This is a genomic window from Acetobacter sp. DmW_136 (genome assembly GCF_008690365.1).
In the GTDB taxonomy this organism is placed as follows: domain Bacteria; phylum Pseudomonadota; class Alphaproteobacteria; order Acetobacterales; family Acetobacteraceae; genus Acetobacter; species Acetobacter oryzifermentans.
The window spans coordinates 1-20,697 of record NZ_VHON01000084.1 but is presented as its reverse complement, the minus strand read 5'-3'; the positions used below and the strand labels follow the sequence as shown (position 1 = coordinate 20,697).

Genomic DNA, 20,697 nt, shown 5'->3' with positions numbered 1-20,697 from the left:
CGGGTCAATCTGTTCAATCAGAGGCCCAGAATTGCCTAACCGACGACGATCCTGCTCAATCTGCGTCTCCTCACCATGCGCTAAGACGGGCAAGTTGCCCAACACACCTCCGGCCAGAAGCAAGCAATGCAGAGAATACGGAAATTTCTTCCAAGTTCTGTTTGTAAAGATAGGCATTGTTACGCTTCACCGTGCAGCATGAAGGCAAAACAACAGGAAGAATTAAAGGAAAAACCTGCCAAAGGCAGAAGAGTAAGCATAGTACACTATCCACCTCCGATTCCCTCGCCCGGCGGTTAAACAAGACAACAACGGCAGGTCTCCTGACTTGCGGGTCATCGCACGTTACTCAGCCTTCCCGATGCTGCCATCAGTGGCTGCCACTTTAAAGCGACCAAGGAGTAATATGCTCTCCGCCTACAGTTGCGAGGGCAGTTGCCGACTTGGTTCTGATACAGAACCTCCGGCATTCCCTTTCAAACCCGCTTGCGCGGGACCGTTGCAAGATGGCGCAACCCTTACCTTATTTTTGCCTCACATTTCAATCTTTGCCTGAATTGCATGGATAACTCTTGCCAGCAGCCGCATTTTAACCCACCAGTTCCTCCACACCTTACCCCTGACTGGCGGCTTATGGACCAACGATACCGCATTCCACCTCTTGCCATGCTCAACGCCTTTACGGCGTTTGCACGCACAGGCGGAATTAGACGCGCCGCAGCAGAGCTGCGTGTGGATCACGCAGCCATCAGCCGCCATATTCGAGATCTGGAAAATATTCTGGGCACCCCTTTGCGGGATAAGGAAACAGGCACCCTTACATTAGCAGGCCACACCTATTATTCCCGCATAACCCCACTATTAGAAGAACTGGCCACAGCTACGGCAGATATTCGCAACCATACGCCGCCCCTTACCATTACCTGCGCGCATGGTTTTGCTTACCATTGGCTGCTACCACGGCTTTCCACTTTTCGGCGCGCACATCCTCAACTAGAAATTATGCTACGCCCGGTAGATGCCAACACGGCGTTTCATGTTACCGGCGTGGAAACAGATAATCATGCTCATATCGGCTATGTGCGAGATGATGCGCCGTTAGCAGAACCCCGCAACACACGCAGCATGATTATTGCCCGGCCTGATGTTTTTCCGGTAGCTGCCCCCCTCTGCCTGACAGAACTGGGAGGACAGCCCCGCACAACAGCAGATTTACTCCGCGCACCCTTGTTGCAGGAAGAAGATGAAGCCGAATGGAAACTTTGGTTTCATGCGCAGAATGTTGCCTGCACAAAACTGCCTGCCGCAACGCGCCTTTGGCAGGCCCACATCACACTGGCTGCTGCCCGCGCGGGAGAAGGGATTGCTTTGGGCAATATTTTCCTACTGGGGAATGATCTTGAAACAGGCCATCTGGTGCGGGTGCAACCAACGCAAACCCCACTGCGAGAAGTGGCTTTGGGGGCTTATCTTCTGCGCGCGTCCACAGCCACGTGGGAGAAAAAATCCCTCATCACATTCCGAAACTGGCTTTTGGAACAGGTGGAGCTGGAAACGCAGAACACCCCCTCTCTGCCCTAATGGCAGCTAAGCATTGTGCGGAACGGTATATATGCTCTGAAAGAGTGGTGACCTTTTATCACCACAGAGGCAACAAAAAATCTCCTCCCCCTCCTGTGTGAAACATTTTACGGAACAGAAATAACTTTGCCCGCAACATAGTTCCCGGGAGCCCGTATTAATGGCCACGAATAAAGACCTTCTGAACCGCCGCACCCATGCTGTGCCACGCGGTGTTGCCACTTCCACCCCCGTTTTTGCAGATCGCGCAGAAAATGCTGAACTATGGGATGTGGAAGGCAAACGCTATGTTGATTTTGCAGGCGGCATTGCCGTTCTGAACGTTGGCCACCGCCACCCAAAAGTGATGGATGCTGTTAAAAAACAGCTAGATCGCTTTACCCACACAGCTTTTCAGGTTTCTGCTTACGAGCCCTATATTGAGCTAGCCGAAAAGCTGAACGCCCGCGCCCCGTTTTCTGGCGATGCCAAAACCATTTTCTTCACCACGGGTGGAGAAGCGACAGAAAACGCCGTAAAAATTGCTCGCGCTGCAACAGGCCGTAACGGTGTCATTGCGTTCTGCGGTGGCTTCCATGGCCGCACACTGTTAGCTTCTGCGCTTACGGGTAAAGTACTGCCTTACAAAGCACCTTTTGGCACGCTACCGGGTGAAGTGTACCACATCCCCTTCCCCGATAATCATGACATCACGGTGGAAGACAGCTTGAAAATGCTGCACTTCCTATTTGCGGCTGATATCTCCCCCAACAATGTGGCTGCTATTATTATTGAGCCCGTGCAGGGGGAAGGTGGCTTCCGGGTTGCCCCTACAGCACTGCTCAAGCAGCTCCGCGCTATTTGTGACCAGCACGGCATCAAACTGATTGCCGACGAAGTGCAGAGTGGTTTTGCCCGTACTGGCAAGCTGTTTGGAATTGAGCATTCCGGCGTAGAACCAGATCTGGTGTGCATTGCTAAATCTCTGGCAGGTGGTTTTCCGCTTTCCGGTGTGATTGGCCGTGCAGAACTGATGGATTCTGTTCCTCCGGGTGGTTTGGGCGGCACATATGCAGGTGCCCCTCTGGGTTGTGCAGCAGGTTTGGCCGTGCTGGACATTATTGAGGAAGAAAAACTGCTCGACCGTGCCAATAACATGGGTGAACGCCTGAAGGCCCGTATTGCAAGCTGGCATAAGCGCACAGATATGCTGCCTATCAGCATGCCGCGTGGGCTGGGCGCAATGGTTGCTTTTGATATTCTGGAACGCCATGCGGGTGTGGAACAGCGCAAGGGCTTTGGTTCCAAACTATGTGCCCGCGCCTGTGAAAAAGGTCTGATTTTGCTGGCATGTGGTGTGCAGGGCGCAACAATCCGTATTCTGACACCGCTGACCGCATCTGATGAACTGGTTGATGAGGGTCTGGATATTATCGAACAGATTCTACTGGAAGAAGCAAAAGCCTGATCTGCATTTTGTTGCAGTATTTCAAGCAAAAAGGCGGCCCTTCCCGGGCCGCCTTTTTTGTTCTGTTACCAATTTATAGCATTCATAAGGAGTCACCCTAAATGTAATGTCATAGTCAGGCCATCATTCCTGCTTATTCTTAGAAATAATGACTAAGAAAAACAGGAGGCCAGAATGACAGCATTTGGTGCATATTGGCTGCAAATACAAAAATCTTTTCGCAAATTACTTCAAGCTTTACTCAATTTAAAAATGCGTAAAGCATCACATATCAAACATTAAGCCTTTCTGTTTCCATCAAAAATAACAAAAAAGCCCGCCTACCATCAAAGGTAGCGCGGGCTTTTTTGTGCCGTTATGCAGCGTTATTTTTTATCGTCAGAGAACGTCTTCTGGCCCCACCGGCCAACATCGTGCGCAGCGTTCTCTGTGCCTTCCTTGGTTTTGTTCCAAGCGCGCTCTGTCCCTTCACTTGTTTTGTCCCAAGCTTTGCGAGAACCATCCTTGGTTTTATCCCAAACCTTGTCAGTGCCTTCGCTCGTCTTGTTCCAAACTTTATGAGAACCTTCCTTGGTCTTGTCCCAAGTTTTTTCGGTTCCTTCGCGGGTTTTATCCCACGCGTTATGGGTGCCTTCTTTGGTCTTATCCCATGCCTTTTCACTGCCCTCGGAGGTCTTGTCCCAAGCTTTGCGGGAACCGTCCTTGGTTTTGTCCCACACTTTTTCTGTGCCGTTGCTTGTCTTGTCCCAAGCCTTGTTCGTACCTTCCTTGGTCTTGTTCCAAGCATGCTCGGTTCCTTCGCGGGTGTTATCCCACGCGCGGCCCAGCACACCTTCTTCAGCGTGAGCGCAAGGCAGGCTCAGAGCAAACATGGCAGCACCCAGCAGAGTTGTAGCGGCCGTCCGAAAAGAATAATTAGACACGAAATACATCCTCTTAAGTGAAAACCTTATCATTAAAGGTAAGTATCCAAAGGCTTTATGGCAAATGTACGCCACATCCGTGGCAGCAGCGCCCAACACGCTTTAACGCGGCAAAGAATCCAGCGCAGCCTGCAAGATATATGCCGCAGCCAGCCGATCCACCATTTCTGCCCGCCGCGCACGGGAAAGATCGGCTTCATCAATAAGCATACGATTCACTGCGGATGAGGAAAGACGCTCATCCCACTGGCACACGGGCAAACCTGTCTGCTCCGAAAGCGCAAGCGCCCAATCTCGGCTGGCCTGTGCAGCTGGCCCAAAGGACCCATCCAAAGAAAGGGGAATTCCCACAACCATGCCGCCAATTTCGTGTTCTGTAGCAAGATCACGAATAAAGCTGGCCATTTGCCCTAATTTTCCGCGCTTTACTGTTTGAAATGGTGAGGCCACCATGCGGGAAACATCGGAAAGCGCTAACCCCACCTGCTTTTTGCCGGGGTCTATCCCTAGCAGGCGTGCGTGTCTGGGCAGGGTTGCAACAAGGTCTGTCAGGCTAAGCAGTGTCATACGGACGGTATGTTGCCTTTCGCGCGATTATGCTAGGTGCTTTCTTCCTATTGAGATCAAGAAAAGAGGGGTCCGCTTTCATGTCGCTAGACCTTGCGACCACCCGCCGCATTGCCAAACTGGCCCGTATCGGGCTGGAAGAGCATGAGCTTGAAGCCGCACGCCAGAAGCTGAACGGTATTCTGGGCTGGATTGACCAGCTTGCCGAAGTGGATGTGGAAGGCGTTCCCCCCATGGTGGGGACAGAAACAGAAACCCTGCGCCAGCGCGAAGATAAGGTAACAGACGGCAACTACCGTGATGCCCTGCTGGCCTGCGCGCCAGAAACATCTGGCCCCTTCTATACAGTACCCAAGGTGGTGGAATAATGCTAACCGGACTGACGCTCACCCAAGCGCGTGAAGGGCTTGCCGCCCGCAAATTTTCTGCACGGGAGCTGGCCAAAGCCCAACTAGACGCCATTGCCCGCCTCAACCCGGTGCTCAACGCCTATATTACCGTGCTGCCTGAAGAAACCGTATTGGCTGCGGCAGATGCGGCAGATGCCCGCTATGCCGCAGGCACTGCCGGGCTTATGGATGGCCTGCCCATTGGTGTAAAAGATCTGTTCTGCACCAAAGGTGTGCGCACCACGGCTGCCAGCAAAATGCTGGAAAACTTTGTGCCGCCTTATGAAAGCACAGTTACGGCCAACCTACTAAAAGCTGGCGCGGTCTTTCTCGGCAAAACCAATCTTGATGAATTTGCCATGGGGTCTGCCAACATCACCTCGGCTTTCGGGCCAGTGGCAAGCCCGTGGAAGCGCAAGGATGATCCCTCCGCTATACTTGTACCGGGCGGCTCTTCCGGTGGGTCTTCCGCTGCTGTTGCTGCTGGGCTGGGTCTTGCTGCTACAGGCACGGATACAGGTGGCTCCATCCGTCAGCCTGCTGCTTATTGTGGCATTGTGGGGCTTAAACCCACCTATGGCCGTTGCAGCCGCTGGGGCACCATTGCCTTTGCAAGCTCGCTCGATCAGGCTGGCCCTATGACACGCAGCGTGGCAGATGCCGGGCTGATGCTGGAAGCCATGGCTGGCTTTGATGAAAAAGACAGCACCTGCTCCAACCGCCCTGTACCCGCATTTAGCAAAGCTGTTGGCAAAAGCGTAAAAGGCCTGCGCGTGGGTATTCCCACAGAATATCGTTCTCCCAACCTGCCTGCAGAAGTTGTGGCCATGTGGGAAAAGGGCATTGCGTGGTTGAAAGAAGCAGGCTGCGAGATTGTGGACGTTTCTCTTCCGCACACCAAATACGGCCTGACCACATATTACATTATTGCCCCGGCTGAATGTTCCTCCAACTTGGCGCGTTATGATGGCATCCGCTTTGGCATTCGTAAGGATGCCCCCACACTGGATGGTGTATATGAGGCCACACGCGCCGCAGGGTTTGGGGCAGAAGTGCGCAGCCGTATCCTGATGGGCACCTATGTGCTTTCTGCTGGCTATTACGATGCCTACTATCTGAAAGCCCAGAAAGTGCGCACCCTTATCAAGCGCGATTTTGAACAGGCGTTTGAAAACGTAGATGTGCTGCTTACCCCTACCGCGCCATCCGCTGCCTTTGCGCAGGGTGAAAACATGGATGACCCGGTGCAGATGTATCTGAACGACATCTTTACAGTGCCCGCCAGCATGGCCGGTGTGCCTGCCCTTTCTGTTCCGGTGGGGCTTAATGGCAATGGTCTGCCGCTAGGGTTGCAGGTGATTGGTAAACATTTTGATGAAGAAACCGTGCTGTCTATTGGCAGCGCGTTAGAAGCGGCGGCGGGCTTTACGCACCTTCCGTCCGTACATGCGGGAGCAGGCGCATGAGCTACGTAATTGAAGGTAAAACCGGCCCGTGGGAAATTGTGGTCGGGCTGGAAGTGCACGCACAGGTTATCAGCCAGTCCAAGCTGTTTTCTGGTGCTTCTACAAAATTTGGGGGAGACCCGAACACTCAGGTTAGCCTGGTTGACGCAGCCTTTCCCGGCATGTTGCCTGTTATCAACAAGGAATGCGTGGCGCAGGCCATCCGCACCGGGTTGGGGCTGAATGCCCAGATCAACCTGTTCAGCCGGTTCGACCGTAAAAACTACTTTTACGCCGACCTGCCACAGGGTTACCAGATCAGCCAGTTCGAGCACCCGATTATTGGCACGGGTTCTATCGAAATTGAACTTCAGAGCGGTGAAACACGCCAGATTGGCATTACCCGCCTACATCTGGAACAAGACGCTGGCAAGCTGCTGCATGATCAGGACCCCTCAAAATCCTTTGTGGATCTGAACCGTGCAGGCGTAGCCCTGATGGAAATTGTGAGCGAACCCGATATTCGCGAACCAGAAGAGGCCGGGGCTTACCTGCGTAAGCTACGCCAGATTCTACGCTATCTGGGCACGTGCGATGGCAACATGGAAGAAGGCTCCATGCGTGCAGACGTAAACGTTTCCGTGCGCAAAGCGGGCGAGCCTTTCCGCACCCGTTGCGAGATCAAAAACGTCAACTCCATCCGCTTTGTCATGCAGGCCATTGAGGTGGAAGCCACCCGCCAGATTGAAATCTGGGAAAACGGCGGAGAAGTTGATCAGGAAACACGCCTGTTTGATCCGGGCCGGGGTGAAACCCGCACCATGCGCTCCAAGGAAGATGCGCATGATTACCGCTACTTCCCAGATCCTGACCTGCTGCCATTGGTAGTGGAACAGGCGTGGGTGGATGATCTGAAATCTAAGCTGCCGGAACTGCCAGACGCAAAGCGTGCCCGCTTCCAGAAAGACTACGGCATTCCGTCTTACGATGCTGGCGTGCTGGTTGCAGAACAGGCCGTGGCTGATTTTTACGAAACCGTGGCCAAAGGGCGCGATGGCAAGCTAGCGGCAAGCTGGGTGATTGGTGATCTGTTTGCGGCTCTTAACCGCACCAGCAACACCATTGAAACCAGCCCTGTTAGCGCAGCTTCCTTGGGCAAAATGCTTGATCTGATTGCGGATGGCACCATTAACGGTAAGATTGCCAAGGAAGTGTTTGAAGACATGGTGGAAACGGGTGATAGCCCGGATGCCATTGTGGAACGCAAAGGCCTGCGGCAGGTGACCGACACAGGAGTTATTGATTCCGCCATTGCTGCCATTTTGGAAAAGCATGCAGATAAGGTGGCTGAATACCGTGGCGGCAAAGACAAGCTGTTTGGATTCTTTGTGGGGCAGGTCATGAAGGAAACCAAAGGTAAGGCGAACCCTGCCTTGGTCAATTCGGCCTTAAAAGCCCAGTTAGACGGCTAAAATCTACAATTTGAAAAAATAAGTTTTCAGGGGGTTTGACGGAACGCGTTGAACCCCCTAAAAGCAGCGGTGCAAACGTCGTGTATGTTCGCACTCTTCGGCGGAGGGGTGGCCGAGTGGCTGAAGGCGGCGGTTTGCTAAACCGTTATACGATGTCAAGTCGTATCGAGGGTTCGAATCCCTTCCCCTCCGCCAGAGATAAAAATCTCGATAAACTCCTTATCTGCATATTTTCAGGCTTTTTTGCCCTACTACCCTTTTTAAAGGGACTGCAAATCATACAAGCGACGATACAGCCCATTTTTTTGCTGAATCAGCGTAGCATGCGCGCCATCTTCTACAATTTGTCCGTGCTCAAAAACCAGAATCCGGTCCAGCCCCACAACGGTGGCAAGACGGTGTGCCACAACCAACACGGTGCGGCCTTTCATCAGGCGTTCCATGGCTTCCTGCACCAGTGCTTCCGATTCGGAATCCAAACTGGCGGTTGCTTCATCCAACACCAGTATGGGGGCATCCGCCAAAAAGGCACGGGCAATAGCAATGCGCTGGCGCTCTCCTCCTGAAAGCTTTACGCCACGCTCACCCACCAGCGTTTGATATCCTTCTGGCAGCCTATCAATAAAACCAGCGGCATTGGCTAATTGAGCAGCCTGCGCGATTTGCTCTGGTGTGGCATCTGGCCGACCATAAGCAATATTTTCCGCCAAACTTCGATGAAACAACACAGCTTCCTGCGGCACTAAAGCAATTTTTTCCCGCAAATCAGACTGGCGCACACGCGCAATATCTATGCCATCAATTAAAATTCTGCCTGACTGTGGCACATAAAAACGCTGTAACAATTTAATGAAACTTGATTTTCCCGATCCAGAAGGCCCTACCAATCCAACCCGACTACCAGCAGCAATTGTAACGGAAATATCCGCAAAAAGTGCCCGCTCCTGCCCCGGATATTGGAATGAGACATGTTCAAAGCAGATTTCCCCCGCACTCACCAACAAGGGTAGCGGATAAGCGGGATCTGCCACCGCCGCAGGCGTACGCCACAACGCAAGCAATTCTTCCATTTCATTGACAGATCTCTGCACCACAGAAACCTGTTGCCCAATATCGCGCAGGTAGCCTTGCACCAAAAATGTCATAGTCAGCACATAGGCAACATCACCTGGGCCAGCACGCCCCTGCCACCACAACCAAACAGCTGCGCCTGCCAGAACAAGCCGCATACACATAACAACTACGGCCTGAATATTGGCGCTATCTGTCCCTCTGGACCAAGTATAAATAGTGGCTTTTCGCCATTGCGAAATAAGTGTTTGTAGGCGGCTTTCTTCGCGCTTTTCTGCGCCAAAAGTTTTAACAACTGCATTGCAGGTGATGGCATCTGCCAGAGCAGCCCCCATGCGGCTATCCCACGCATTGGCAACCCGCGCAGATGGCGCCACATAACGCAGGGTTAAGGTGCAGGAAAGCGCAACAAACAAAACAGAAAGCACACCCAGAATAACCCCCATAAAGGGCCAATGCCACCCCAACACCAAGGTTGTAAGCACCAGCAGGCATGCTTCGGGTATCAGCATTAGAAGCAGTGTATCATCCAGCATATCCACAGCCCACATACCCCGCGTTAAACGCCGAACCGTGGAACCGGCAAACGTATTGGCATGCCATTCTGCGGAAAGCTTTTGTACATGCGCAAAAGCTTCTGAACCTATTTTCTGCATGACCTGAGTGGTTAGATGCGTGATGCCCAAATAAGCATATCGCTTTAACAACACATTCCCGAACCCACATGCCGCCATAGCGGCAAGCATCCATAGGGCATCATGCACTTTACCTGCCTGCGCAGCCGGAGCGGAAACATCCGTCACCAAACGTCCCGCAGCCAGAGGCATAAGCACATCGGCCACTGTAGCTGCCAGAATACTTCCGGCTGTTATGGTTAAGGGCAACGGAAAAGCCACCCAGCGCCGCACCACAAACTTCAGCACATCTACAAAAAGCGATGCCTTACGTCCGGATTTGACATGACTTTCTGAAGTTTGTGACATGATAAAAACCTGAAAAACAGAACCGATGCGCTGTGTATCCTGAGACATAAAGCCCTGCAAATCCGGAATACGCATCAGCATGGACGCCAGACGGGCAGACGCGTTACACTGCCTTATGGTTAAAAAATCCACCACTTCAGCGCCCGTAAATTCAGGCAAACCGACTGATAAACCGCGTGTGCAAAAACGCACAACAGCCAAAAAACAGGCTCCGGCAAATCAAAGCAGTGGACCTGCTGCTATTGCCCCACGGGATATGACACCTCAGGAAATATACAGTTTTCTGAAAGATCTTTCCCAAGCATGGCCAGATGCTAAAACGGAACTGCTTTACACCACACCTTTTACGCTTCTGGTAGCCGTAGTGCTTTCGGCTCAGGCAACAGATGCCTCCGTCAACCGCGTGACCCCCGCTTTGTTTAAGGCCGCCCCTACTCCAGCCGCCATGGTGGAATTGGGGGAAGAAGAAGTTGGTAAACTTATTCGCACCATTGGGCTATGGCGTAACAAGGCCAAAAATGTTGTCGAACTTTCCCGCCAACTGGTAGCAGATCATCAAGGGGAAGTGCCCGGTACGCGGGATGAGTTGGAAAAGCTGGCTGGTGTAGGCCGCAAAACAGCAAACGTTGTGCTAAATGTTGCGTTCCATAAACCTACCGTACCAGTGGATACGCATGTTTTCCGTTTGGCCAACAGATCTGGACTAGGGCGAGGCAAAACTGTGGAAGCTGTAGAAAAAGCTCTGGAAACCCGCATTCCACTGGAAATGATCCAGCCTTCTCACCACTGGATGATTCTTCAGGGAAGATACGTTTGCAAAGCCAGAAAACCTGAATGCTGGCGCTGCAATGCTAAAACTCCATGCCTGTTCCCAGATAAAACACCAGCACCACGTGTAAAAGCACCCAAACCCTTAGCCGGATAAAAAAGCCCTGATCCGCGCCTCGCTAACGCGGTGGCAAAAACCCTTAGAGCCAGCCAGCAAGTTCCTGACGCGCTAAATCCTCCAGCAAATCTATGCTGGCGGGCGTATCATTCAGGCACGGCACCAGCGTAAACTCCTGACCACCAGCTTGTATGAATTCTTCGTGCACTTCGTTGCCGATTTCATCCAATGTTTCCAAGCAATCCGCCATAAAACAGGGCGTTACCACAGCAATGCTGGTAATGCCTTTTTCCGGCAAACCAGCAATAAATGGTGCCGTATAAGGCTCCAGCCATTTGGTTGGGCCAAATCGGGATTGAAATGTCATAGGCAGGGTGGTTTCATCTCGCCCCAAAGCCTTGCGTAAGGCTGCAACAGTTCTTTCACATTCAGCCCGATAAGAATCCCCCTTGCGCACATATTCTTCTGGCAAACCATGAAAAGACGCCACAACCATCTGAAAAGGAATATCGGCTTCTGCCTCTGCCAAACGGACAGAATCTGCAATGGCTTTAATAAAAGCTGGCTGATCCGGAAATGATGGAAGGGTGCGTATGGCAGGTTGGTTACGCAAACGCATAAGCGCACGAAACACCTGATCATTGGCAGTTGCTGTTGTTGTGGCACTGTACTGCGGATAAAGCGGCATGCACAAAATGCGGTCACACCCTTTTTCAAGCAATTCCTGCACCGCTTCCGCAATGGAAGGCGCACCATAACGCATCCCCCACGCAACAGGCACGTTTTGTGCCGCAAACCGCTCGTTCAGCGCTTCAGCCTGATGGCGCGTATAAGTGCGTAAAGGGCTTTCATTTTTATGCGTGTTCCATATGCGCGCATAGGCCTTCCCGCTTCTACGTGGGCGCGTTGTAAGTACCACCCCCTGCAAGATAGGTTGCCAAAGCGCTGGAGGCCCTTCTATCACCCGACGATCGGATAGAAACTCGGAAAGATAACGGCGCACGGCCCGATATCCTGTATCATCCGGCGTACCCAGATTAACCAGAAGAATACCAACGCGCGGAGCGGTCTGTGCATGCTGTGGCTGAGGCGGGATATGATGAAAAACCATACTTATAGCTTCTTTTCTTTCAAACAGCTCAAACCTTTTTCAAAGCACTTCTGCATAATAGAAGGTAACGCTGTATCTTTCACACATTCCATGGGCACTAAAAAACCATCACTCACAGCCTGATTGGAAAAGTGTTTTATCTGGGCCACATACACATCCAGATATAAGGTAAAATGTGTAAACACATGCTTAACACGACCTGCTAACGTCCACTCCGCCGTAAATGGAGCTGCTTGCAGAATCTCTGTTTCGTTCCAGTTTTTTAATCGCCATTCGGTGCCAGGCAGTTCTGTCATGGCTGCCAAAAGCCCCTTCTCTGCTCGTTTACGCAGCAGAATTTGCCCTGCGGCATCTCGCGCAAGAAAAGCTGCGCCAAAACGTACAGGGCGCTCTGCCTTAGGCAGCTTACGTGGCAATTCGGCTGCAATACCCTGTTTATAGGCCGCACATTCGCCTTGCCATGGGCACAACCCACAGGCCGGTGCCCGCGGGGAGCAAAGAGAAGAACCTAAATCAAACAAAGCCTGAGCAAAGTCGGATGGCCGCTCCTGTGCTTCACGGTCCGCATTTAACGTTATGGCCAGTTGTGCCAACTTTTTACGGGCTGGCGGCAAGGGGTCCGTAATGGCAAATAAGCGTGCGGTTACACGCTCCACATTGCCATCCACAGGCACCACAGGCACACCAAAAGCAATGGCCGCCACCGCAGCCGCTGTATATGGGCCTATGCCTGGCAGGGCACGTAAACCCTGAACATCTTGCGGAAACCCACCCAGAGCCACCACGGCCTGCGCACAAGCATGCAGATTACGAGCGCGGGAATAATAACCCAGCCCGGCCCACACCGCCAAAACATCTTCCCTATCAGCACTTGCCAAGGCCTGCACTGTCGGAAACTTTTCTGTAAAGCGTAGATAATATGGAGCAACCGCTTTAACAGTGGTCTGCTGTAGCATGATCTCGCTCAGCCATACCCGATACGGATCTGGATGAGATTGGCCTACAACACGCCACGGCAAAGTGCGGCGGTGTCGGTCATACCAATGAAGCAATGCGTGGGCTGATGGATGTGTCACGGAGGCAGTTATGAAGAAGGAAGCCAACGGCGGCAAGGCTGTAACACCTAAAAGCCGCAGCACACGCCGTACCCCTCAAAAACCAGAAGCAGCACCTCCGCCGCGCGCCAGAAACCTACGCAGCCTTGCAGCACTTCTACCGGCTGTAACGGCACCGGCTTTTCGCCGTCGCTCTCCCACAGGCGCTATGTTAATGAGCCAGTGGCCAGATGTTGTGGGCCCGGCACATGCGGCGGTTACAAGCCCGCGCCGCCTATCTGCTGGCACTTTAACCATTGCGTGCGCTGGCCCCGTTGCCATGGAGCTTCAGCATTTGGGAGATACGTTGATTGCACGCATCAACACATGGTGTGGAGAACCTTTGGTAAACCGCTTGCGCTTTGTGCAAGACCCAACCGCGGGCATCCGCTCCCGTCCACAACGCCGAAAACCTCAAAAATCTGCAATAACCTGCACACTTCCTGAACTGGAAGAAGGCCCTTTACGGCAGGCCCTGGAAACTTTGGGAGCAGATATTTTGAAAAGTCAGAACAAAAAACGCCTGTAACACAAAGAAAAATCTGTCCAAGTATATTGTAATAAAAAAGTTATTTTACGCTTCTGTTCTTGAAATTGACATAATCTTATTGCCTTACAAAGCCCTGTTTTTCAAAAGCTGGGCAAGGCCAAAACCTCTTTCAGGCCTTTGTCTGACAATCAAACAATAAATACAGGATAAGCACAGGATCTGCGCCATGTTGCGTAAACCTAACACGACACCAAACATGACACACCAGAACACAAACATTCCCGCAGGGCATAAAACACGGGATAGCCTGTCCGACTTGCAGTTTCTGCAAGAATGGGTGGCTTCTCCAGCTTATTCCACTGCAAGCGTTTTACGGGCAGGACAGATCCGCCGAACCAACCCGGATTTGGTCCGTAAAGTGGCGGCACAAACACATAAAACGCCGTAAAATACCAGTTCTCCATTATTCGCATAAAATCAGGATTGCATCACACAGGCGCACAGCGCACCATAAGCGCCATGTCTTTGCGTATGGGTTGCTCTTTGCCTGTCTTATTGCGTCAGCAAAAACGGTTTTTAATGGCTTTTGCCAGCCTTGCCATGCTGGCAGGCTGTGCGAACCAGCCGCGCTCCAGTTATAATCCACCCGGCCCCGCCGTAGATAAATGGGGGCCTTATATTCAGGAAGCCTCCACCCGCTTTTCCATTCCTCAGGCATGGATCCGGGCCGTGATGCAGCAGGAATCTGGTGGTCACCAATATATGCATGGCCATCTGACACGTTCTGTGCACGGTGCCGTCGGGCTGATGCAGATTAAGCCAGACACTTACCGCGAACTGGCCAAGCGGTACCAGCTTGGCTCTGACCCCTATAATCCGCACGACAACATTATGGCGGGCAGTGGTTACATCCGCCAACTGTATGACAGATTTGGTTCTCCTGATTTTCTGGCCGCATATAGCTGCGGGCCACAATGCATGGAAAACCACCGCTCACGCCACACGGCCCTGCCCTCATATGCCAAAACTTATCTGGCGTCTGTTTCTCCGCACCTGAATGATCCGGTACCAAGCGCCATTACGCCAGCTAGCGCGATTGCCATTGCAGACACGCAAACCCCAACAGCCACCCCGGCTGTAACGGTTGCACCCGCTCAACAAGTTGCCAGCATTGCTTCACCGGGGATCGCGCCACCCATTACCGATGACATACAGCCACCAGCGCCTTCCGCCCCCGATACCAGTGCTATTCCGGTATCATCTTCTGCTGATACCCAGCCAGTAACAGACACGCCGCCAACTTATCAGGCCGCAAACACTGTGCCAGTTTCTGGGCCAGCAATGGTATGGCAGCAAAATACACCTTCTGGCGGCGCTATTATCCAAATTGGCGCCTTTTCCTCGCAGGAAAGAGCACAGCACGCCATTCAGATGGCACATCAATCCACCCCTGCCCTGGCCGGTGCGGAAGATCGCATAGACCGGATTGCCCTTAAAAGCAGCGGGCAATCTGTGTGGCGTTCACGCCTGGCGGGCCTACCATCCGCACAGACAGACACAATCTGCATGTCCTTGAAACAGCAGGGGTTAAACTGTGTTGCCGTGACACGCTGAGCTCTCTTTTATCCCTTCAGCATCAATAGCGTGTTCGTATGTAAGGCATGATTTTTCCTGCCTTGCCCGTGTTTTCAGTATGCGGTTGAACATCTCTCCCCAGCAAATGCTTGGCGGGACAGAACTGAAAGGATATGAGATAAGCAGAATACTCTCTTAACCCCGAAGCCAGACCTGAACATTTGCAAAGGCGACCGGGAAACACGGATACCCAGCGCTGAAGGAGCCGTACCGACACCATGCTTCGTCGTCTCATGCCCTGCCGTCCCGCCGCCAGCCATGCGCCTGCCGGGTTCCGCCGTACCAGCACCCTGCTTACCGCATGTGCGGGTATTGGCCTGTTAGCTGCGTGCTCTTCTGGTGATAGATCAGACAATGGTCTGACAGCACCGCGCAACCATCTGCTGGCCGAAGATCGCGGAGCATCTGGTGGTGATGCGGAACTTAAAGGGGGTGTAAACGCCTATCTGTGGCGCGCAACCCTTGATACCCTCTCTTTCCTGCCGGTTTCTACCGCAGATGCAGAAGGCGGTATTATCCTGACAGACTGGTACACCCCGCCTGCTGCCCATGATGAGCGCTTTAAGGTAACTGCCTTTATTCTGGACAAACGCCTGCGTTCCGATGCCCTGCGTCTGAGCGTGTTCCGCCAGATCAAGCAAGGAGAAGAATGGGTGGACACACCGCCTGCTCCCAATACTGCATCTGATATTGCAGCACGCATTCTCTCCCGCGCACGTAAGCTGCGGGCCGATAATGGCAACCGGGATAGCTAATTTTATCCCAGCGCCTTTTTCCACATTCCCTTTCATTAGGTCTCAGACACAGAATATTCATGTCCCAGTCTTCCAGCACGCCCACGCCCTATGATTTCAATACGGTTGAACCCAAATGGCAGAAAGCCTGGGCAGATGCCGATATTTTCACCGTTCCGGATGTCCCCCCAGCGAACAAACCCAAATACTATGTGTTGGAAATGTTCCCCTACCCATCTGGGCAGCTACATATGGGCCATGTGCGCAATTATGCACTGGGGGACGTGATTGCCCGCTATAAGCGGGCACGTGGTTTTTCTGTGCTGCACCCTATGGGGTGGGATGCATTTGGCCTACCTGCAGAAAACGCAGCGCGCGAACGTGGCGTACACCCCAAGGAATGGACGCTGAACAATATTGCCACCATGCGTGGCACATTGCAGCGTCTAGGCTTTTCTCTGAACTGGGATAGAGAAATTGCAACCTGCCTGCCGAACTATTACGGCAAACAGCAGAAGCTCTTTTTAGACTTTCTAAAAGGCGGCCTGGTTGAACGGCGCGAAAGCTGGGTCAACTGGGACCCGATCGATCAAACCGTTCTGGCAAATGAACAAGTTGTAGATGGCAAGGGCTGGCGTTCTGGTGCCCCCATTGAAAAAAAGCAGCTTTCACAGTGGTTCCTGAAAATCACAGATTTTGCCGAAGATCTGCTGAACGGCTTAAAAACGCTAGATCGCTGGCCAGAACGCGTGCGCACCATGCAGGAACGCTGGATTGGCCGGTCTGAAGGGGCAAAGCTGCGTTTCTCCCTGCATCAACCCCCGGCTGGGCTTGATGAAAATCTGAACGCAGTAGAAGTGTTCACCACCCGGCCAGACACGCTTTTTGGCATGTCCTTTCTGGCCATCGCCCCGGATCATCCTCTGGCGGCCTGGGCAGCCGAACAGAACCCACAGGCCGCAGAATTTGTGGCAGAATGCCGCCGGCTTGGCACATCTGTAGAAGCTGTGGAAACTGCTGAAAAACGCGGATTCGATACAGGCTTACGCGTCAACCATCCGTTTATGGATAAAAGCTTCCCGGTCTGGATCGCCAATTTTGTGCTGATGGATTACGGCACAGGCGCGCTGTTTGGCTGCCCGGCTGGTGACCAGCGCGATCTGGACTTCGCGCATAAATATAATCTGCCTGTCACACCTGTTGTTTTGCCTGCTGGCAAAGATCAGGCAGATTTTGCCATCACCACCACGGCCTATACAGGCGATGGCACCATGATTAACTCCGGGTTTCTGGATGGCCTTTCCACCGCAGAAGCTCGGAAAGAAGCCATTTCTCGGCTAGAAGGGCTGGGCATCGGGCAAGGTGTGGTGAATTGGCGCCTGCGTGATTGGGGCATTTCCCGCCAGCGTTATTGGGGCTGCCCTATCCCCATTATTCACTGTGCAGAGTGCGGCCCGGTTGCCGTGCCTGATGAGCAACTTCCTGTGGAGCTGCCGGATGATGTCTCTTTCGACAAACCCGGCAACCCGTTGGACCATCACCCCACATGGAAGCACACCACCTGCCCGAAATGCGGCAAACCAGCCACCCGCGAAACAGACACGTTTGATACGTTTGTAGATAGCTCGTGGTATTTTGCCCGCTTTACAGCACCGCACGCGCCCACCCCAACGGTAAGAGCTGCGGCCGATGGCTGGCTGCCTGTTGATCAGTATATCGGCGGGATTGAGCACGCTATTTTGCATTTGCTGTATGCGCGCTTCTTTACCCGTGCCATGCACCGCACAGGCCACCTGGATGTGGATGAACCCTTTGCCGGATTGTTCACGCAAGGCATGGTAAGCCATGAAAGCTATAAGGATTCATCAGGCAACTGGCTGTACCCAGAAGAAGTAGAGCGCACAGCCCAAGGCTGTGTGAAACGCGGCACCACCGAACCCGTAACCGTTGGTCGTGTGGAAAAAATGTCCAAATCCAAGCGGAATACGGTTGCGCCTGTTGCAATTATTGAACGCTTTGGCGCCGATACCGCCCGCTGGTTTGTGCTGTCTGACAGCCCGCCTGAACGAGACATGGAATGGACAGAAGCCGGTGTAGCCGGTGCGGCCCGCTTTAACCAGCGCTTGTTCCGCACCATTCGCACAGTTGCACAGGATATTCCTGCCACAACAGAATGCCCAACAGACATCGATCGTCAGGCGGATACGCTACGCCGCACCACACACCGCACCATTGCTGCCGTAACGGAAGCTCTGGAAGGTTTTGCCATTAACGTGGCTGTGGCGCGTATTCATGAACTGACATCTGCTCTGGCAGAAGCTGAAAAGTCTGCAACTGTTTCCGGCATGGCATTTGCACGCCGTGAAGCTGCACAGACACTGTGCCTCCTTTGCGCCCCCATGATGCCGCATCTGGCTGAAGAAATGTTTGCTCTGATTATGCCATCTGCTGGTTTGGCTGCACAGCAATCTTGGCCAGAAGCGGAACCAGATCTGCTTACAGCAACGCATATTACCATTGCTGTGCAGATTATGGGTAAACTGCGCGGCACGATTGAAGCGCAACCGGATGAAGATGCCGCAGATGTTGTTGCCCGCGCAGAAGCCGAGCCCAACGTGGCACGACTTCTGGAAGGCAAACGCATTGTTAAACGCGTTCATGTTCCCAACCGTATTGTTAACTTTGTAACGGCAGGCTGATGCTTCATTCCCGCTTTTTCCTACGTTCCGCGCGTCTTGCTCTGGCAATCACGCCTCTGGTTGCGTTGCCAGTTGTGCTGAGCGGTTGTGGCTTTCAGCCTCTGTATGGAGAAAGCGGGAAGAACAACGTAGATGTGAATACAGAACTCAAAGACATTTACGTTGCCAACATACCAGAACGCACTGGCCAGCAGTTGCGGCTGGCCTTGCAGCAGCAAATGTCTGCGGATGGGCCAGAAGACCCCCATAAATACACACTTATTGTGATGCCGTCCTTCAATGCAGAAGCGATCGACATTCACTCAGACAACACATCTGGGCGCACCCGCATTACAGGGCATGCCCACTGGCAATTACTTACCGTAGCGCAAAACCCCACGCTGCTGGCGCAGGGTGATACCACCACAATGGATGGTTACACCAACACATACGAACAGTATTTCGCCCAGACATTGAACAACGAAACAGCTATGGGGCGCGTAGCCCAAACCCTTGGTGAACAAATTACCCAACAGGTTTCTACGTGGTTCCGCACTCAGGCTGCTCCGGCAGTCTCGCGGGATCAAGGGCCGAAAGCCTTTTATCCTATTCCTACAGCCATGCCAGAATCAGACAAAGAAGTGCCTATGGAACAGGAAGGTGCTGATGCAATTCCAGATATGGCTACTGGGCGTGGTGGGCCGAGCCAGTATTAAGGCGACTTTTATTTCATGAAGATAGACGCCCGCAACCTATCCCGCGTTCTGGCTGATCCTGGAGCATGGCGTATTCTTCTTCTACATGGTGAAGATACAGGGCTTATTAAAGAACGCGCTCAGAACGCTGTTATCAAAATAGCTGGATCAGCAGATGATCCATTCCGGGTTGCGGTGCTTGATCGTGAAACGCATGACAAACTGATGGAAGAGGCTACGGCACTTTCTCTTATGGGTGGGCGCCGCGTGGTGCGTGTGCGTGATGCATCCGACACCGTAATCAAACCATTAGAAGCCTTTCTGGCTCAAAGCAGCGATACTCTTATTATCCTAGAAGCTCCGGGCCTTTCATCGCGCTCCAAGCTACGTAACTTTCTGGAAAAACACGCCAACTGCGCCAGTATTGGCTGTTATCCTGAAGAAGGTCGCAATCTCGAATCCTCCATTACGCACATGCTGACAGAACATAAGGTACGCATTGATTCTGATGCCTTGCATTGGCTGACTAGTCGGCTTGGTGCAGACCGTGCCGCAGCGCGTAGTGAAATAGAAAAATTGTGCTTGTATGCCGGTGATTCTGGCAGCCTGACGCTAGATGATGTTCGAGCAAGCATAGGAGATGCCGGTAGCGTTTCCTTGGAAGATGCTGCCTTTGCGGCCACAGAAGGCAATCGTATTGCCGCAGATACGGCCCTAGAAAGAGCATTAGCTGAAGATACAAGCCCCATTGCCATTGCGAGATCTTTTCTGGGGCATCTGCATAGGCTCCGCCGTGTAAGAGCAGCTATGGCCGCAGGGGTTAGTCGGAGTGATGCGGTTAAAGCGCTACGTCCCCCGGTTTTTTTTAAACGCACAGCAAGTTTTAACAAAGCATTAGAGTTGTGGTCTCTCCCGGCTCTTACCAAAGCTGTGGAAGAAACACAGGCACTGGAATATGCCTGCAAACAAACAGGCAGCCCCGATGCGCTGCTGTGCCGACGGTACGTTTCCACTTTAACTGCACGGGCAGCCATGCAGGCGAGACGGTAGACCTGTTCGTTTTATCACTTGTTCGTATCAACCTCTTTCAGTATACGAAAAGCGTGTGTCCGCGTAGCTCAGCAGGATAGAGCACAGGATTCCTATTTAATTGGGCACTATAATTGGAAACATTATAGTGAATCTGCTCAAAGTCGGGGAACGCTTAATCTGGGAAACAGATTGTGCCAATCCCGAGCCAAGCCTTGTACTTTAATACAGAACAAGGAAGGTGTAGAGACTGGACGGGCGGTGCCTAAGAACCTGAAATTTTAGGTTTATGGCAAAGGGACAGTCCAGACCACGAACGTTGCATGGTATCATGCAACGGCAGTGAAAACTGAAGTGGTATGAATCCTGGGGCCGTGGGTTCGAATCCCGCCGCGGACACCATTATGTATTATTCTAGTGATTTAGACGCCTGTTGAGGCGAGTCATATATGCAGCACCCCGCCAAG

The 20,697-nt window shown here is 52.6% G+C and carries 18 protein-coding genes, 1 tRNA gene, 1 pseudogene and 1 riboswitch; of the genes and pseudogenes, 14 read left to right on the top strand and 6 right to left on the bottom strand.

Annotated elements, in window-relative coordinates; genetic code table 11:
• Positions 1–177 (bottom strand): annotated as a pseudogene (locus tag FKW31_RS16730) (carbohydrate porin); the annotation flags it as partial.
• Between the two features lie 118 nt (positions 178–295).
• Positions 296–516, bottom strand: a riboswitch (cobalamin riboswitch).
• A 117-nt stretch (positions 517–633) separates the two neighbouring features.
• Between FKW31_RS16730 and FKW31_RS15735 the strand changes: the two are divergent.
• Both FKW31_RS15735 and gabT read left to right on the top strand, forming a co-directional pair.
• On the top strand, positions 634–1,581 hold the full coding sequence (locus tag FKW31_RS15735) for a LysR substrate-binding domain-containing protein (RefSeq protein ID WP_035351858.1): 948 nt from the start codon (positions 634–636) through the stop codon (positions 1,579–1,581).
• A gap of 160 nt (positions 1,582–1,741) precedes the next feature.
• A complete protein-coding gene (gene gabT, locus FKW31_RS15730; RefSeq protein ID WP_089179759.1) occupies positions 1,742–3,028 on the top strand; it encodes a 4-aminobutyrate--2-oxoglutarate transaminase in 1,287 nt (428 codons plus the stop codon).
• Between the two features lie 365 nt (positions 3,029–3,393).
• On the opposite strand, the gene FKW31_RS15725 is transcribed toward gabT, so the two are convergent.
• Both FKW31_RS15725 and ruvX read right to left on the bottom strand, forming a co-directional pair.
• Complete coding sequence (locus FKW31_RS15725; protein ID WP_150179055.1) at positions 3,394–4,050, bottom strand: endoglucanase; 657 nt, start codon at positions 4,048–4,050, stop codon at positions 3,394–3,396.
• Between the two features lie 3 nt (positions 4,051–4,053).
• Positions 4,054–4,518: a Holliday junction resolvase RuvX gene (ruvX, locus tag FKW31_RS15720; protein ID WP_006115432.1), complete on the bottom strand. Its 465-nt coding sequence runs from the start codon at positions 4,516–4,518 to the stop codon at positions 4,054–4,056.
• A gap of 80 nt (positions 4,519–4,598) precedes the next feature.
• Here ruvX and gatC point away from each other — a divergent pair, with 80 nt between their 5' ends.
• The 4 genes from gatC to FKW31_RS15700 all read left to right on the top strand — a co-directional run bounded on the left by gatC (position 4,599) and on the right by FKW31_RS15700 (position 8,019).
• The gene (gene gatC, locus FKW31_RS15715) at positions 4,599–4,886 is read left to right on the top strand and encodes an Asp-tRNA(Asn)/Glu-tRNA(Gln) amidotransferase subunit GatC (RefSeq protein WP_035351843.1); all 288 of its coding nucleotides are present in this window, start codon (positions 4,599–4,601) and stop codon (positions 4,884–4,886) included.
• Positions 4,886–6,373, top strand: coding sequence for an Asp-tRNA(Asn)/Glu-tRNA(Gln) amidotransferase subunit GatA (gatA, locus tag FKW31_RS15710; protein WP_150179054.1), 1,488 nt, complete (start codon positions 4,886–4,888; stop codon positions 6,371–6,373). Before gatC ends, gatA begins: the two co-directional genes overlap by 1 nt.
• Positions 6,370–7,824: an Asp-tRNA(Asn)/Glu-tRNA(Gln) amidotransferase subunit GatB gene (gene gatB, locus FKW31_RS15705; protein WP_063354737.1), complete on the top strand. Its 1,455-nt coding sequence runs from the start codon at positions 6,370–6,372 to the stop codon at positions 7,822–7,824. Before gatA ends, gatB begins: the two co-directional genes overlap by 4 nt.
• A gap of 102 nt (positions 7,825–7,926) precedes the next feature.
• Positions 7,927–8,019: transfer RNA gene (locus FKW31_RS15700), tRNA-Ser, on the top strand.
• Positions 8,020–8,084: 65 nt separating this feature from the next.
• Here FKW31_RS15700 and FKW31_RS15695 read toward each other — a convergent pair.
• Positions 8,085–9,878, bottom strand: coding sequence for an ABC transporter ATP-binding protein (locus FKW31_RS15695; protein ID WP_150179053.1), 1,794 nt, complete (start codon positions 9,876–9,878; stop codon positions 8,085–8,087).
• Positions 9,879–9,945: 67 nt separating this feature from the next.
• Here FKW31_RS15695 and nth point away from each other — a divergent pair, with 67 nt between their 5' ends.
• Entirely contained in the window at positions 9,946–10,803 is an 858-nt protein-coding gene (gene nth, locus FKW31_RS15690) for an endonuclease III (protein ID WP_150179052.1), read from the top strand.
• A gap of 43 nt (positions 10,804–10,846) precedes the next feature.
• Here the strand turns inward: nth and hemH are convergent, their stop codons facing one another.
• Positions 10,847–11,875: a ferrochelatase gene (gene hemH, locus FKW31_RS15685; RefSeq protein WP_150179051.1), complete on the bottom strand. Its 1,029-nt coding sequence runs from the start codon at positions 11,873–11,875 to the stop codon at positions 10,847–10,849.
• 2 nt (positions 11,876–11,877) lie between these two features.
• On the bottom strand, positions 11,878–12,951 hold the full coding sequence (gene mutY / locus FKW31_RS15680; protein ID WP_150179050.1) for an A/G-specific adenine glycosylase: 1,074 nt from the start codon (positions 12,949–12,951) through the stop codon (positions 11,878–11,880).
• A 10-nt stretch (positions 12,952–12,961) separates the two neighbouring features.
• Between mutY and FKW31_RS15675 the strand changes: the two genes are divergently transcribed.
• The 7 genes from FKW31_RS15675 (at position 12,962) to holA (ending at position 20,251) form a co-directional block, all read left to right on the top strand.
• On the top strand, positions 12,962–13,498 hold the full coding sequence (locus FKW31_RS15675; RefSeq protein WP_150179049.1) for a DUF721 domain-containing protein: 537 nt from the start codon (positions 12,962–12,964) through the stop codon (positions 13,496–13,498).
• Between the two features lie 187 nt (positions 13,499–13,685).
• Positions 13,686–13,907 (top strand): hypothetical protein, encoded by a 222-nt coding sequence (locus FKW31_RS15670; RefSeq protein ID WP_006115441.1) that lies wholly within the window; start codon positions 13,686–13,688, stop codon positions 13,905–13,907.
• A 71-nt stretch (positions 13,908–13,978) separates the two neighbouring features.
• Positions 13,979–15,073 (top strand): transglycosylase SLT domain-containing protein, encoded by a 1,095-nt coding sequence (locus FKW31_RS15665; RefSeq protein WP_150179048.1) that lies wholly within the window; start codon positions 13,979–13,981, stop codon positions 15,071–15,073.
• 239 nt (positions 15,074–15,312) lie between these two features.
• On the top strand, positions 15,313–15,849 hold the full coding sequence (locus FKW31_RS15660) for a DUF3576 domain-containing protein (RefSeq protein WP_150179047.1): 537 nt from the start codon (positions 15,313–15,315) through the stop codon (positions 15,847–15,849).
• 59 nt (positions 15,850–15,908) lie between these two features.
• On the top strand, positions 15,909–18,527 hold the full coding sequence (gene leuS, locus FKW31_RS15655) for a leucine--tRNA ligase (protein ID WP_150179045.1): 2,619 nt from the start codon (positions 15,909–15,911) through the stop codon (positions 18,525–18,527).
• Positions 18,527–19,222 (top strand): LPS assembly lipoprotein LptE, encoded by a 696-nt coding sequence (locus FKW31_RS15650; RefSeq protein WP_150179044.1) that lies wholly within the window; start codon positions 18,527–18,529, stop codon positions 19,220–19,222. Before leuS ends, FKW31_RS15650 begins: the two co-directional genes overlap by 1 nt.
• A gap of 15 nt (positions 19,223–19,237) precedes the next feature.
• Positions 19,238–20,251: a DNA polymerase III subunit delta gene (gene holA / locus FKW31_RS15645; protein WP_150179043.1), complete on the top strand. Its 1,014-nt coding sequence runs from the start codon at positions 19,238–19,240 to the stop codon at positions 20,249–20,251.
• Positions 20,252–20,697 lie beyond the last annotated feature (446 nt).

What these genes read in the sequence shown, in the direction of transcription:
- FKW31_RS15670 (WP_006115441.1), top strand. Translation starts at nt 13,686, where the DNA reads ATGTTGCGTAAACCTAACACGACACCAAACATGACACACCAGAACACA.
- hemH (WP_150179051.1), bottom strand. Translation starts at nt 11,875, where the DNA reads ATGGTTTTTCATCATATCCCGCCTCAGCCACAGCATGCACAGACCGCT.
- gatC (WP_035351843.1), top strand. Translation starts at nt 4,599, where the DNA reads ATGTCGCTAGACCTTGCGACCACCCGCCGCATTGCCAAACTGGCCCGT.
- FKW31_RS15660 (WP_150179047.1), top strand. Translation starts at nt 15,313, where the DNA reads ATGCTTCGTCGTCTCATGCCCTGCCGTCCCGCCGCCAGCCATGCGCCT.
- gatA (WP_150179054.1), top strand. Translation starts at nt 4,886, where the DNA reads ATGCTAACCGGACTGACGCTCACCCAAGCGCGTGAAGGGCTTGCCGCC.
- ruvX (WP_006115432.1), bottom strand. Translation starts at nt 4,518, where the DNA reads ATGACACTGCTTAGCCTGACAGACCTTGTTGCAACCCTGCCCAGACAC.
- leuS (WP_150179045.1), top strand. Translation starts at nt 15,909, where the DNA reads ATGTCCCAGTCTTCCAGCACGCCCACGCCCTATGATTTCAATACGGTT.
- FKW31_RS15735 (WP_035351858.1), top strand. Translation starts at nt 634, where the DNA reads ATGGACCAACGATACCGCATTCCACCTCTTGCCATGCTCAACGCCTTT.
- FKW31_RS15650 (WP_150179044.1), top strand. Translation starts at nt 18,527, where the DNA reads ATGCTTCATTCCCGCTTTTTCCTACGTTCCGCGCGTCTTGCTCTGGCA.
- FKW31_RS15675 (WP_150179049.1), top strand. Translation starts at nt 12,962, where the DNA reads ATGAAGAAGGAAGCCAACGGCGGCAAGGCTGTAACACCTAAAAGCCGC.
- FKW31_RS15665 (WP_150179048.1), top strand. Translation starts at nt 13,979, where the DNA reads ATGTCTTTGCGTATGGGTTGCTCTTTGCCTGTCTTATTGCGTCAGCAA.
- holA (WP_150179043.1), top strand. Translation starts at nt 19,238, where the DNA reads ATGAAGATAGACGCCCGCAACCTATCCCGCGTTCTGGCTGATCCTGGA.
- gatB (WP_063354737.1), top strand. Translation starts at nt 6,370, where the DNA reads ATGAGCTACGTAATTGAAGGTAAAACCGGCCCGTGGGAAATTGTGGTC.
- FKW31_RS15695 (WP_150179053.1), bottom strand. Translation starts at nt 9,878, where the DNA reads ATGTCACAAACTTCAGAAAGTCATGTCAAATCCGGACGTAAGGCATCG.
- gabT (WP_089179759.1), top strand. Translation starts at nt 1,742, where the DNA reads ATGGCCACGAATAAAGACCTTCTGAACCGCCGCACCCATGCTGTGCCA.